The 13,977-nt window shown below is 72.8% G+C and carries 11 protein-coding genes; 3 read left to right on the top strand and 8 right to left on the bottom strand.

The features are described from left to right. Nucleotides 1-79: 79 nt before the first annotated feature. Together SMA5143A_RS32965 and SMA5143A_RS32960 are read left to right on the top strand one after the other, a co-directional pair. Nucleotides 80-871, top strand: coding sequence for an SDR family NAD(P)-dependent oxidoreductase (locus tag SMA5143A_RS32965; protein WP_107466509.1), 792 nt, complete (start codon nt 80-82; stop codon nt 869-871). Nucleotides 872-1,120: 249 nt separating this feature from the next. Further along, nucleotides 1,121-3,169: a DUF11 domain-containing protein gene (locus SMA5143A_RS32960; RefSeq protein ID WP_107466508.1), complete on the top strand. Its 2,049-nt coding sequence runs from the start codon at nt 1,121-1,123 to the stop codon at nt 3,167-3,169. Nucleotides 3,170-3,272: 103 nt separating this feature from the next. Here the strand turns inward: SMA5143A_RS32960 and SMA5143A_RS32955 are convergent, their stop codons facing one another. Beyond that, complete coding sequence (locus SMA5143A_RS32955; protein ID WP_055516534.1) at nt 3,273-3,473, bottom strand: type II toxin-antitoxin system VapB family antitoxin; 201 nt, start codon at nt 3,471-3,473, stop codon at nt 3,273-3,275. 214 nt (nt 3,474-3,687) lie between these two features. Next, complete coding sequence (locus SMA5143A_RS32950) at nt 3,688-5,025, bottom strand: ferredoxin reductase family protein (RefSeq protein ID WP_181362115.1); 1,338 nt, start codon at nt 5,023-5,025, stop codon at nt 3,688-3,690. A 240-nt stretch (nt 5,026-5,265) separates the two neighbouring features. Here SMA5143A_RS32950 and SMA5143A_RS32945 point away from each other — a divergent pair, with 240 nt between their 5' ends. Next, entirely contained in the window at nt 5,266-6,420 is a 1,155-nt protein-coding gene (locus tag SMA5143A_RS32945; protein WP_107466506.1) for a LacI family DNA-binding transcriptional regulator, read from the top strand. A 265-nt stretch (nt 6,421-6,685) separates the two neighbouring features. Here the strand turns inward: SMA5143A_RS32945 and SMA5143A_RS32940 are convergent, their stop codons facing one another. The 6 genes from SMA5143A_RS32940 to SMA5143A_RS32920 all read right to left on the bottom strand — a co-directional run bounded on the left by SMA5143A_RS32940 (nt 6,686) and on the right by SMA5143A_RS32920 (nt 13,410). Continuing rightward, nucleotides 6,686-7,183, bottom strand: a complete 498-nt coding sequence (locus tag SMA5143A_RS32940; RefSeq protein WP_258193871.1) for a hypothetical protein — start codon at nt 7,181-7,183, stop codon at nt 6,686-6,688. Next, nucleotides 7,180-7,857, bottom strand: a complete 678-nt coding sequence (locus SMA5143A_RS32935) for a DUF5825 family protein (protein ID WP_107466505.1) — start codon at nt 7,855-7,857, stop codon at nt 7,180-7,182. Before SMA5143A_RS32935 ends, SMA5143A_RS32940 begins: the two co-directional genes overlap by 4 nt. A 58-nt stretch (nt 7,858-7,915) precedes the next feature. Beyond that, a complete protein-coding gene (locus tag SMA5143A_RS32930) occupies nt 7,916-9,883 on the bottom strand; it encodes a RiPP maturation radical SAM C-methyltransferase (RefSeq protein WP_107466504.1) in 1,968 nt (655 codons plus the stop codon). 91 nt (nt 9,884-9,974) lie between these two features. Then, nucleotides 9,975-10,097 (bottom strand): hypothetical protein, encoded by a 123-nt coding sequence (locus tag SMA5143A_RS44230; protein WP_257234620.1) that lies wholly within the window; start codon nt 10,095-10,097, stop codon nt 9,975-9,977. Between the two features lie 53 nt (nt 10,098-10,150). Then, nucleotides 10,151-11,980: a S9 family peptidase gene (locus SMA5143A_RS32925; RefSeq protein ID WP_107466503.1), complete on the bottom strand. Its 1,830-nt coding sequence runs from the start codon at nt 11,978-11,980 to the stop codon at nt 10,151-10,153. After that, nucleotides 11,977-13,410: an MFS transporter gene (locus SMA5143A_RS32920; protein WP_107466502.1), complete on the bottom strand. Its 1,434-nt coding sequence runs from the start codon at nt 13,408-13,410 to the stop codon at nt 11,977-11,979. The genes SMA5143A_RS32925 and SMA5143A_RS32920 overlap by 4 nt, the downstream gene beginning before the upstream one ends. Between the last annotated feature and the right edge of the window lie 567 nt (nt 13,411-13,977).

Here is a 13,977-nt window from a genome sequence, read left to right as displayed (position 1 = left end):
TGCCAATGCTCAATAAGTGCAGTCAACTTATTGCCAAGCAGTGCCCTGATGGGCAACCCCCGGACAGGAGGCGGCGTCGATGCACATCGCTGGAGCGACAGTTCTGCTCACCGGCGCGACGGGAGGCATCGGCCGCGCCCTCGCGCACCGGCTCGCCCGGTCGAACGCCACGCTGGTGGTGACCGGACGTCAGCCCGGTCCGCTGGAGACCCTCGCGGCGGAGGTCGGCGCCCGCGCCGTCGTCGCGGACCTCTCGGACCCCGACGACATCACCCGGCTCGCCGACCGCTGCCCGGACATCGACGTCCTCGTCGCCAACGCCGCCCTCCCGGCGAGCGGAGACCTCCTCGACTACACACCGGACCAGATCGAGCGCGCCCTCGCCGTCAACCTCACCGCCCCCGTCCTGCTGTCCCGGCTCCTCGCCCCCGGCATGGTCGCGCGGCGTCGCGGCCACCTCGCCTTCGTCGGCTCCATGTCCGGCAAGGCCGCCACCCCCTACTCGTCCCTCTACACCGCCTCCAAGTTCGGTCTGCGCGGCTTCGCGCACAGCCTGCGCATCGACCTCCACGACACCGGCGTCGGCGTCTCCCTCGTCCAGCCCGGCTTCGTCCGCGACGCGGGCATGTTCGCCGCCACCGGCGCCGAGGTGCCCAGCGGCGTACGCACCGTCTCCCCGGACGACGTCGCCGAGGGCGTCCTGCGCGCCGTGGAGGACAACCGGGCCGAACTGAACGTCGCCCCTCTCGAACTGCGGCTGCGCTGCGCCCTCGCCGTCCAGTTCCCTGACGTCGCGGCCCGCTCCCACCGACGCGCCGGCGACAACCCGGCCGTCCACCGGGTGATCGAGGCCCAGCGCGCCTCCCGCTGAGCCCCACCCCTGTGCGATCCATGCGCGATCCGACTGGGTGGCGGGGACGGGGCGGGCGCAAGAGGTGGGCTCGCGGCCACGGAGAACGACACCGGCCCCGCCTGGTACGCGACACCGACCGTGGCGTCCGCGGTTCAGCCGGGCTCTTCCGCCCCGTCCTCACCCGCGGGGATGGATTCCTGCGCCCGGTGAGCGCAACCCCTCCCCTGGCGGTCGTCACTGTGTGCGACCGGCGGAAGGCTTTCGCACATGCTGACACCTCACCTGCGTCCGACGGGGCGGCGACACGGCGAACGCCGGCGCCGGTCCCCGTCGGTGAGAGCCGGGGCCGTCACCGCGACCGTCCTGGCGCTCCTCCTGGCCCTCCCCGGCACCGCGGCCGCGGCGCCCGGCGACCTGGATCCCGCCTTCAGCGGCGACGGCAAGGTACTCACCGGCTTCGCCGACGACGACCGCGCCCACGACGTGGCCGTACAGGCCGACGGGAAGATCGTCTCCGTCGGCTCGTCCGCCGACTACTCGCTGACCGAGGGCCGCTTCGCGCTGACCCGCCACAACGCCGACGGCACCCTGGACCCCACCTTCAGCGACGACGGCCTCGTGACCACCCCGATCAACAACATGGAACCGGACCTCCAGTGGAGCGAGGCACAGGCCGTCGCGCTGCAACCCGACGGCAGGATCGTCGTGGTGGGCAGCAGCTGGCGGGGATGGGAGAACTGCTGCTGGTTCACGGTCGCCCGCTACAACCCCGACGGCACCCTCGACGCGTCCTTCGGCGACGGCGACGGCAGGGTCTTCACCGACTTCGGCGGCCCGGACGAGGCCCGTGACGTGGCCGTGCAACCCGACGGCCGCATCGTCGTCGCCGGTACCAGCGGCGGCCGGGTCGCGCTGGCCCGCTACAACGCCGACGGCTCCCCGGACACGGCCTTCGGCGGCGGCGACGGCTCCGTGACCACCGACCCGGCACCCAGCCTCGACGAGGGCGGCGACGCCAGCGCCCTGGCGCTCCAGCCCGACGGCAAGATCCTCGTCGGCGGTCAGGTGGGAGTGACCCGCTTCGACTTCGTCGTCCTGCGCTACACCGCGAGCGGGACCCTGGACCCCACCTTCAGCGGCGACGGCATCGAACGCACCGACTTCGGCGACTACGAGTCCGTCCACGGGCTCGCGGTCCAGCCCGACGGGAAGATCGTCGCCGCCGGCGGGAGCGGCGGCAGGTTCGCCCTGGCCCGCTACCAACCGGGCGGCGCCCTGGACACGGGCTTCGACGGCGACGGCAGGGTGCTCACCTCCGGCGGCGGCGGAGCCTCCGGTCTGGCGCTCCAGCCGGGCGACGGCCGCATCGTCGTCGCCGGCGGCAACGGGCCCGGCGGCGACTTCGCCGTCCTGCGCTACAACCCCGACGGCAGCCAGGACAGCGGCTTCGGCACCGGGGGAGTGGCGACCGCGGACTTCGGCGGCGCCGACGCCGCCCAGGGCCTCGCCCTCCAGCCGGACGGGAAGATCGTCGCCGCCGGCTCGGGCGGCCCGGACAGGGACTTCGCCCTGGCCCGCTTCGAAGGGGGCGGCAGCGCCCCGCCACCCACCGGCGTGGACCTGTCGGTCACCAAGTCCGGCCCGGCCACGGTCAGCATCGGTGACCGGGCCACCTACAGCGTGCGGGTGACCAACACCAGCACCACGACCTCCGCCACCAACGTGTCCCTGTCCGACATGCTCGGCGGCGTCGCCGTCTCGGTCGTCTCGGCGACCACCGGCCAGGGCACCTGCACCACCACCGCGGGCGGCGCGACCTGTTCCCTCGGCACCCTCGCCCCGGGCGCCGGCGTCACCGTGACGGTCGCCGCCGAACCCCGCGCCACCGGCACCCTCACCGACCACGCCACGGTCACCGCCACCCAGAGCGACCCCGCGTCCGGCAACAACACCGCGACCGCGACCACCACCGTCAACAACGCCCGCGGCTGCACCCGCGTAGGCACCAGCGGCAACGACAGCATCACCGGCACCTCGGGCAACGACGTGATCTGCGCCCTCGGCGGCGACGACACCGTCAACGCGAGCTCGGGCAACGACACCGTCCACGGCGGCTACGGCAACGACCGCCTCGACGGCGGCCTCGGCAACGACACCCTCAACGGGGGCCCGGGCAACGACAACCTGATCGGCAACTACGGCACCGACAACCTCAACACCGTCGACAACGTCACCGGCAACGACACCGCCAACGGCGGCCCCAACACGGACACCTGCACCACGGACCCGGGCGACATCCGCCTCAGCTGCCCCTGACCCGCCCACCCGGAGGGCCCCGCACACCAGGTGCGGGGCCCCACGTCTTCCTCACGCCCCTACGTCGACCACCAACCGACCGGGGCGGCGACTCCGGACGTGATCAGCCCTGCGGGTCCTGCGGTCGCACCTCGACCTCGCGCAGGTTCTGGTCGGTCCGCTCGACCCGCGCCTCCGTACGATGACCGCGGGCGATGTAGTCCCGCACGACCAGCTCCACGGCGTCCTGGGGCGATCCCACCCCGGCCAGGACCATCACCTCCACCACCAGTTCGGCATCCAGACTGACGTTGACCTTGGCCATGGCTCTCCCCTTCGACGCGTGCTGCCCGGACTCTAGTGCTGTGACCGGAAAGGTTCACCGGCTCGCGACGCCCGGCGCGGCACCTCGCGGCGTGACGCCGCGAGCTTCCCGGCAAACCTGCCCGGTCACAGCACTAGCCGCATGACACACGGAGGAGCGCCGCGGCCCGCCTCCCCGGCGGCCACGGCGCTCCGTTCACCCCTCAACGACCCCGTCAGGCCAGCCCGAACCGTTCGGCGTGCACCTGCCGCGGGGGCACCTTCAACGCGCGCAGCGAGGTGAGCACGGCCGTCGTCATCGCCGGCGGACCGCACACGTACACATCGCGTTCGGCCACGTCGGGAACCAGCGCCCGCAGGTTCTCCGGGGCGAACGGCGGGGCGCCCTCCCCGGTGCGGCCGGCGAGCAGGTGCAGCCGCCCACCGAGGCCCTCGACCAGTGTCCGGACCTCGTCGCCCAGCACGGCGTCCTCCTCGCTGCGCACCCGGTAGAGGACGACGACGTCGTCGGCCGCCTCCTCCTCCAGCAGGGCGCGCACCGGAGTGATCCCCACCCCGCCCGCGATCAGCAGCGCGCCGGGCCGCGTCCGGTGCAGCGACGTGAACGCCCCGTACGGTCCCTCGACGAACGCGCGGCTCCCGACCGGGACGTGCCGCAGTCCGGCGCTGGCGCCGCCGACGGCCTTGGCGGTCAGCCGCAGGGTACGGCCGTCGGGCGCCGCCGACAGGGAGAACGGGTTGGCCAGCCACCAGTGGTTGTGTCCGGGGAACCGCCAGATGCAGAACTGACCGGCCCTCGCGGGCAGTTTGTCGAGGTGGCGTCCGGTGACGAGCACCGACACCACGGAGTCCGACTCCGGCACCACGGCCGCGACCTCGAACCGGTGATAGGCGTTGCGCCACACCGGCATCACGATCCGCCCCGTCACCAGCGCGCCGAACGCGAACAGCCACAGCGCCCACCAGTAGACCGTCGCGAACGCGGAGGAGCTGAACGTCGTCGTCTCCTGCAACTGGTGCACGAACGCCAGCCCCAACGCCACGTACAGCAGCAGGTGCAGGCCGTGCCACGTCTCGTACCGCAGCCGCCGCCGCACCTGCCGGGCGGAGACCGCGGCGATCACGACGACGATCGCCGCGGCGAGCATGCCGAGCAGCGACGCCGGCACCCCGGCCAGCGCGAAGAACGTCTTCGTCATCGACGCGCTGTCGAGCCGCGCGTAGCCCAGCACCACCAGCACGGCGTGCGTGAGGAGGGTCCACAGCAGGGTGAAGCCGACCCAGCGGTGCCACACCGTCAGCCGGTCCATGCCGATACGCCGGTCGAGCCACGGCAGCCGGGCCACCAGCAGCAGCTGGAACAGCATCAGCACGGCGGCGTGCAGACCGAAGAACTTGGCGACCGTGAGCGTCCCGTTCTTGCCGGTCCCGGCGGTGAGGAACAAGATCTCGACGATCACCACGTTGACGATGACGAACGTCCACAGCGCCCAGCGCGCCGCTATGACCGGAGGTATGGTGCCCTGCCGCACCCGCGAAATCGTCGCCTCCACCGCTTCCCCTTTTGCTCATGTGAGGTACTCGTACCCGGCACCCGGCGAAACGCGGAGCCCCGAGCGTCCTAACCTGATACAGCCGTGATCCCGGCACAATCCGGTACTTGACGTAATTGAAAGCTTTACGTGGCCGGTACGCGCCCCCGGCTCACCCGGCGGCCGACCCTGCCGCCGTCGCCGGTACGCTGAGTGATTAATGTCTTAACCACAAGCCGTGCAGGGCTGTTGAGGTAAGAGATGACGATCCCGCGGGTCTGGCAGCGGCCCACACTCGGTGCCGTGGCCGAACGGGCCGGGGTGTCCACGGCCACGGTGTCCAACGCCCTGAACGGCACCGGACGGCTGTCGGAGGCGACCAGGCAGCGAGTGCTCACCGCGGCACGCGAACTCGGCCACGCCCAGGCCAGCACGGCCCGCGCCGTGGCCCGCGGCAGCACGGGAGTGCTCGGCCTGACCACCACGGCCTACGGAGACCTGCCCGTCTCGTACACCGAGATCCCCTACTACGCGCAGTTGACGCTGAGCGCGATGGCGGCGGCCCACGAGCGCGGCTACATGCTCATGGTGATGCCGAACTCCCTGTCGCCGTGGATGTGGCTCAACATGCCGATGGACGGCGTCATCCACGTCGACCCCCGCGCCGACGACCCGGTGCGTTCCCTGCTGCGGGAGCGCGGCGTCCCGATGGTCACCGACGGCCGGCCGCTCCTTCCGCACTGGAACGACGCCTGGGTGGACACCGACCACGACGCGGCCATGAGCCTCCTGCTCGGCCATCTCGCCGAGTCCGGCGCCCGGCGCATCGCCCTCTCCCAGCCGCTGCACGACGACGCGTACTCCCAACTGATCGGACGGGCCTACACCTCCTGGTGCGCCGAGCACGACATGCCCGCCCTCGTCGAGGAGTACGCCGTGCTGCCCGACTACTTCACGTCCGAACGGGAGGCGGTCGGCCGACTCCTCGACCGTGATCCCCGCCCCGACGCGGTCGTCGGCGTCTACTCCGACTCCGGCCACAACATCCTCGCCGCCGCCCGGCACCGTGGCCTGCGGGTGCCCCGGGACCTGCTGGTGGCCTGTGTCAGCGAGGACCCGGACTACGCCACGACGAACCCGTCGATCACCGCGCTCAGCCTGTGCCCGGACCGGGTGGGCGTCGAAGCGGTCGACCTGCTGATCTCCCTCATCAACGCCCGCGGCGGGGTGAACCGCAACCGGATCGTCCAGCCGGTCCTGATCCCCCGCCGCTCCACCCGCAAGCCACCGCCGACCGCCCGGCGAAGGGAACGGCCCGGAGCGACCGCGTTCCCCGCGCGGCACCCTTCGCCGGGACACGGTCAGGAGGTGATCGCGGGCTGGTCGGCCACCCACAGCCACGACCCGTCGGGCTGACGACGGGCGATCTCCACGGTGATCTCACCGTCGGCCGGCGTGCAGGCCGTCAGCGCCAGATCACCGGTGATCAGAGGCGGGTGCTGTCGGCGGAACCCCCATGGCGATCAGGCCGACGAACCGACCGCAGTGGTTGCGCGACTCGCTCCGCGACCGTGCCGCCGCGATCGCCGCTCACTACGGAACACCGTCGGAGGCGCCCCCGGACGGGCGTGAGGAGTCCGGGGCCGCCGGATGACCGGGAGACGTGGCGCGAGACCGCGGGTCAGATGCCCATGGAGGCCAGCTCGATGGGCGTGCGGTAGTTGGCGGCGGCGGTGACGACGCAGGCACGGTACGTGCGGCTGGTCCTGACCGCCCGGAAGTAGTCGCGGATGTTCTGCCAGTAGCCGAGGAGGTATCCGATCCCGGGCACGAACCCCGGCGGGCGGGGCACCAGGGCGAACGCCTCGGAGCATCGCAGGATCTCTCCGGTGGCCGTGGACAGGATGTCCGCCACGTCGGTGTTCATGTTCCAGCCGGCCGCCAGTTCCGGCGTCCAGATCGCCCCGGCCACCTCCCGGAGGCGTTCCTGCTCCTCGGGCGTCGGATCGCTCAGTGCGCCCGCGGCCACGCCGAAGTGCGTGCTCGGCGACGACGGACCGCCGGCCGCGGACGCGCTCGGCGCCAGCACGGCCGCCGTGACGACCACGGTCACCCACAACGCCGCCGCCCTGGTGCCACGGCGACGACGCGCCTCCACCGACCCCATCACCGCCCTCATACGGCCATCGCCTCCTGGAGCCAGCGCGAGACCCGGTACGGAAGCCACCACACGAAGTCGTCGACCCGCAGCACGAGGTGCTCGGAGGCGAACTCGTCCAGGATGTCCGCGGGGACGTCCGCGTGGCGCAGACCCCGGTCGAGCCCGCTCACGGCCTCCGCGTAGCGCGGCTCGTCGGCGGTGAACCGCCGCAGGTCCCCCCAGCGCCGGTCGCGGATCTGCAGAAAGCCCGGTCCCTGACGCCACACCAGCTTGCAGAGGTAGTGGCGGGTCCGCCAGGCGTGCAGCGCGCTGTCGCTGTCGGTGGGCCCGGTGAGCGTGCGGGGCGGCTGTAGGTGGGAGAGGACCTTCCACAGGTGGTCCGCCTGGTCCTGGGGGAGCACCAGATCCCAGTCGACCTGGACGGCACGGGCCGTCAGGTCGCGGACGAGGCTCAGCCGGTCGATCGCGGCGCGTGCGGCGTCCGGTCCGGGCGCGGACAGGTCCACGGGGGCGTCGAGTTCGACGAGCCGCGCGCCGAGGGACCACAGGTGCGCGGCGTCGTCGGCAGTGGCCGCGAGAGCGACTCGCCCCAGGGACATGCCCGGCAGCGAACGGGCCTGGGTGTCGTGGTCCCGCCATGCGTGCACGGTCGGGGCCGGTGGCGATGTCGGTGTCGGTGCGCTTGCGGGCATGCTCGGTCCTTGTCGGTGTGCGTGGCCGATGAGGGGAGGGACGGGTGGGGCGCGGTGGTCAGGGCAGCGCGGGTGCCGGGGCCGGGGCGGCGGAAGCCGTGGTGGTGAGCTCCTCGTCGGGTTCGGCGGCCGCCCTGGTGTGCACGTGGCGCATGTAGTCGAGGCGCAGCAGGTCCTGGTTGACCGAGGCGGGCGCGACATGGACGTACTGGCCCGCGTCGGTGAAGGCCACGCCCCTCGCGGTCCACTCCGCCAGCAGGTCCCGCACGTCCCGCTCGGTGCGGTCGCCGAACGCCGGGTCGGCGGCGAGCTTGCGGTGCAGGGCCTTGGGGGAGTGCGGCTGGTCCAGGAGGCGGAAGGTGGCGACGGCGAACGGGTCGGTCAGCCGCAGGGTCCGCCAGTCGAAGGAGTGCCGCCGGCTGACGAGGACGATCTCGTCGCCCAGATCGGTGTGGGTGAGCCGGGCGTCGGTGTGGTGCTTCTTCCACGCGCCGATGGCGTCGTTGAGCCGGTTCACGGTGGCCGAGCCGATGCCGCGCTCGGGCGCCTGGAAGACATAGGCCAGATCGTGCAGTTCCTCTTCGGGCAGGTCGTAGGTGAACAGGTAGTGCTCCTCCGGGCGCAGACCGGTGAAGCCGAGTTCGGGCCGGTTGAAGTAGGGGCTGAACCGTTCGATCGCGATCCGGGCGGACAGGTCGACCGGCGGGTTGAGGTGTTCGAGCGCGGGCAGCTGCCGGATCACCGGCTCGTAGTCCTCCGCGGTCTCGCCCGGGAAGCCGTGCAGGTAGTTCCAGGAGACGGACAGTCCCGTCTCGGCCGCGTCCCGGAGCATCCGTACGTTCTGGCAGCCGCTGACGCCCTTGTCCATGAGGTCGAGGACCCGGCTGTTGAGACTCTCGATGCCGGGCTGGACGTAGATGAGCCCGGCGTCGGCGAGGACCTGGAGCTGCGGGCGGCGCATGTTGGCCTTGATCTCGATGTGCATGCGCAGGTCGTAGCCGCTGTCGATGATCCGGGGCAGCACGGTGGACAGGTACCGCATGTCCAGGATGTTGTCGACGACGTACATGTCGAGGACCCGGTGGCGCTCCGCCAGATCCATGATCTCCTGGTAGAAGGTGTCCGGGCTCTTGCTGCGGAACTGCATGAACGAGCCGTTCAGACCGCAGAACGTGCAGTGGTGCTTCTCGCCCCACCAGCAGCCCCGGGCCCCCTCCACCACCAGCTTCGGCTCCACCCAGTTGCGGGCGACGGACGCGGCGAGGCGTTCGAAGTAGCCGCTGTAGTCGGGGGGAAGGATCGCCGAGGGAGGCATGGGCCCGGTCGGCATCGGGTTGGCGACGGAGGCTCCGTCGGCGCGGTGGCACAGCCCCGGGATGTCCGCGACCGCCCCGGAGGGGGCGTCCGGCGCCTGCTGAAGGGCCTGGAGCAGCCGGGGGAACGCCTCCTCGCCCTCGCCGCGCACCACGAAGTCGACGAAGGGGAAGTTGCGGTGCACGGCGGCGCCCTGTTCGGCGTCGCAGTTGGCGCCACCCATGACCGTGACGATGCCGGGGGCCAGGCGTTTGATGTGCCGGGCCGCGGCCAGGGCCGCCGTGTTCTGCTGGAAGGTGGAGGTGAGGCCCACGACGTCGGGCGCGAGGTCGACCACCCGGCGGGCGATCTCCTCCACGAACTCCGGCACGGTCTCGTGCAGTTGCTTGCTCATACGCATCCGGGAAGCGCGCAGCTTGCCGGTCATCACCTCGGTGAACTCGGCCGTCTTCCACGCCGGGTCGTCGTACAGGGCGCTGGAGAACACCCAGTCGCCGCAGCCGAGGAAGTACGAGGACAGCGCGAAGTACTCGTAGTCCTCGGCGGAGAACTCCGTGCGCTCGGTGATCCAGTCGGTGAACTCCAGGTTGGCGTGCAGCACCTCGCACGTCGCGCCCGGAACGCGCTCGTCGACACTGCGCTTGAGGATGCCCAGGGCCAGGGACGGCAGGTCGATGGGGGACCAGGGCATGTTGAGCAGGAGGACACGCACAGTCGGCTCCTCGGGGGACGACGGGGGCAGGAGAAGGGCCGGTGGGGCAGACCCGGCCGGCCCCTTGTTCTCGGGGCCGGCCGGGCGAGGATCACTCCTCGTCGCCGCCCTCGTCCGCGTTGCGGAACGGGATGGTGATGGTGATGCCGATGCCCGGCTTGCGGTTCTCCTCGTCGCCCGCGAGCGGGTCGTTGTGGATGATGTCCTTCTGCACGGTTCCTCCTCGGTGTTGTGAAGCGGTGCTGTGCGTCCGGTCCCGCTGGTGGCTCAGCGGGACCGGAGTCCCCCCGTCGGTGCGGGGGGACGTCCGATGGCGCGGTGCGCCGGGTCGGGAAGCCGGTCGCGCAGGAAAAGCAGGGCACGCCGCAGGACGGCGACGTGCGCGGCGCCGTCGTAGCCGTCGTGCCCGGTGTCGAGCCACAGGGCGTCATGGGGGACGCCCGCGGCGGCCAGGGCGTCGAGGTAGGCGCGGATCTGGCCCGGCGGACACTTGTCGTCGTGGGTGGCGCCGACCACGAGCAGGGGCGCCGAGACCTTCGCCGCGTACGTGATCGGGGAGCTGGCCGCGTACCGTTCGGGAACCTCGTCCGGGCCGCCCCCGAACAGCTTGACGTCCAGAGCGCGCAACGCCGGTGTGGTGGCCCGGTGCGCCGCGACCCAGTCGGCGACCGGTTTGACGGCGACGCCCGCCCGCCACAGCCCGGGACGCGTACCGAGGGCGAGCAGCACGAGGTACGCGCCCCACGACACCCCCCACAGCGCGCACGCGTCCCCGGCGATCAGGCCGGCGGAGACGAGGTCGGCGCGGACGGCGGTCAGGTCCTCCACCTGGGTGTGGCCGACCCCGGCGGTGAAGTCCCGCCGCCAGTGGGGCCCGTAGCCGGTGGAGCCGCGGTAGTTGACGCGGACCACCGCGTACCCCGAGGCAACCAGCGAGTGCACGGTCGCGTCGTAGGCGTCCCGGTCGTGGTCGGCGGGACCACCGTGGACGAGGAACACGGCCGGGGGCGGTGTCTCGCCCTCCGCCCGCGGAAGACTCAGCAGACTGTGCACGCGGCCTGGACCGACGGCAGTCCACCGGTCGGTGTGGCGACCGGGCACCACGGTCGACGGGCCCGAGGGCGGCAGCAGGAGCGGCGCGGCGTCGGCGGGCGACGACGGGTGCGCCGTCCCGGGTGTCCTGCGCAGGACCGGTGGGTGCGCGGTGTCGGTCCACAGACAGTCGACGGCCCCACCGGGCCGGGGCGCCGCGTCCAGCAGGCTGCCCACGGGCGTCGGTACGACGGTCCGCCGCCGGGCGTCCAGATCGACGCGGTGCAGCAGCGAGCGGCCGTGCCGGTCCTGCCGCACCAGCACCGTCCGCGACTCGGGACACCAGCGGGCGGTGATCTCCGTGTCGAAGGTGCACCACGAGTGGGTGCGCAGTCCGCTGTCCGGCGCCCAGGTGGCGGGGGCGTAGCGGTCGCCGAGGTCGCGCACGAGCAGGAGTTCGGTGTGCCCGGGGCGGGGGGAGAAGCCCTGGCACCACAGCCGGCCGCCCGGACGGCCCGCGCCGGGCAGCTCGGCGACGAGCCGCCCGGCGCGCGTGAGGACCGTGACCGCGTCGGTGTCGTCGGCCGACGACGCCAGCGCGATCAGGGCGCCGTCCGCGCTGATCCCACCCAGCCGGCAGGCCCGGCCTGTGCGCACCACTTCCCGGGGAACACGGCCCCGGCGGCCGACGAGCACCGCGGTCTCCCGCCCCTGCCGGAAGGCCGCCGCTGTCACCCCGTCCGCGGTCACGGCCAGCCCGCGCGGCTGTCCGAGCGGTGCGCCGGGCAGCCCCGGCAGCCGGGGACCGCCGTCGAAGTGCTGGAACCACCAGCGGCCCCGCCCCGCCGGGTCCTCCTCGAACCACCACACCTGGCCGTCGGCGTCGATCGCCCGGTGGAACGTGCCGCCCGGGCTGTCGGTGACCTGCCGGGCCCGCCCGGCGGCGCCGTCCCAGGTGAACACCTCGCAGCGCCCGTCGGCGTCGGCGGTGAACACCATGCGGTGCGGGGCGGTGGGGCACACGTCGGGCAGCGCGGTCACGAACACCTGGTAGGGGCTGGTCATACGCCACGCTCCGAAGGCGGGCCCGCCGGGGCGCAAGCCCCGCCCGCACCCGAGGACTTGAGGGAACGCAGCACCGCCGGCGCCATCCGCTGGGTACGGACCGCGAGCAGCGCCAGGACCACGGCGCAGGCCGCGGCGGGGAGTCGCGAGCCGCCCCAGCTCACCAGGACGGCAGCGACGGCGGGCGCTCCGGCGGCCGTCACCGCGGTGGCCGCCCCGAACACGGCCCCGGTCCGCGACTGCAACCCGTGCGGTATGGCGAGGACGGCCGCCGTGCCCAGCACCACGGTGACCACGGGCAGCACCAGGCAGATGACGCCGAAGCACACCCCCCACAGCCACGGCCCGCCGGCCACGCTCAGCGCGACACACGGGGGCAGCAGCAGCCAGGTGGCCGACGTGAGCGAGCGCCGGGCCCCGAGCCGCCGCACCACACGAGCCGCCAGCAGCGAGCCGACGAGACCGGCCGCGCCGGACACCGCCAGCACCCCGCCCGTCGCGGCACCGCCCGCGGCCGGGCCCAGCACCAGCACCGCCGTGTAGAACAGCAGGGTCAGTCCGCCGCTCGCGACGGACGTCCACCACAGCACCAGCCGCAACACGGGCGAGCGCATCACCACCGTCAGCCCGGCCCGCAGGGTCCCGGAGTACGCCGACCGCCGCGACCCGGTGCCGTCGGCGGGCGCGCCCGCCACGGCCGTCCCGCCGTCGTCCCTCGCCATCGGCGCCGTCTCGGCGTCCGGCGCGTTCAGAGGCGTACGGATGGCGAGCACTCCGACCGCCGCCGCCGCGTACGAGACCGCGTCCACCACGAACGGAAGGGAGCGACCGACTCCGAACAGGACACCGCCCAACGCCGGTCCGGCCACCAGCGCGGCCTGGTCGCCCGCCTGGAGGTTCGCCATGGCGCGCGGCATGTCGTCCGGTGGCGCCAGCAGGGCCAGGGCGCCGCGCGAGGCCGTCTCGTACGCCGTCGCGCACAGACGCTCCGTGAACGCCAGGACCAGCAGGACCCACAACGGCGGGTGCCGCAGACACGCCAGGGCCAGCCCGGCCATCGCCACCGCCGCGAGCACGGCCGCTCCGGTCATGATGCGGCGCCGGTGTCCCCGGTCCACCGGCAGGGCGACCAGCGGGCCGAGCGCCACTCCGGCGAGGGCGGCGGCGCTCGCGAACACGCCGACCACTGCGGGCCCGTGCCCGAGATCCAGGAGCAGCAGAGGGAACACCAGCCCCGACGCCTGACTGCCCAGCCCGTCGACGGCGTTGACGCACCAGAACACGGCGAGGTCGCGCCGCCCGCGCGTACGCCCGGCGGCACCGCGAACAGAACGGGGCGCGGCCTCGGGCACCACGTCCGGCCCGGCCTTGTCCGCGGAGGGCTCCGCGTGCGGCACGGCTTCGAGCGCGGAGGGCTCGGCGACCGGCACCGGCGACTCGCCGTCGGCCGGACGGCGTGTGTGGAACGCGTCGATGGTCCTTCACCCCCCTTGCTGCGCCGCGCAGCCCACCCGCGCACCGCATGCGACATGCGCATGCCAATGCAAGGGGAGATTCGCCGACATCGGTCGTGATGCGTGGAATATGTGCAGGAAGTGCGAAAGCGAGCAGGAGCCTAATCATGCTCGCGGAGCCCGAACAAGGGCCCGGATGCCCTTGGGAGGGTGCTCAAGGGGCCGGAATTAGACGCCTGTTGAGCCACGAGATGCGGTGCTCGCCGTTCCGCTTGTGTCGCTCCCGCCGCGGGATCGCGCCCGTGCACAGCCGGTTCGACGCGTTGCGGTCGTGCATCGGGAGGGGGGCGGCCCGCGTCGTTCCTCGAAGAGTGCGGAGCGGGGTCGTTGCGACGCGAAACAGCGGAACCGTCCGCCCGTACGCGGCGCGTCCCGGAGAGCGGCCGGGGCGCGGCCGCCGTCCACGGGATGAGAGTGCTTGCCGTGTCGTTGCGGGAGGGCGTCACATTGGCCGACAACATCTCCTGATCGACCGGCCCGCGA

It is taken from the genome of Streptomyces sp. MA5143a (genome assembly GCF_900290235.1).
GTDB lineage: Bacteria > Actinomycetota > Actinomycetes > Streptomycetales > Streptomycetaceae > Streptomyces.
This window is presented reverse-complemented; position numbering and strand designations above follow the sequence as displayed.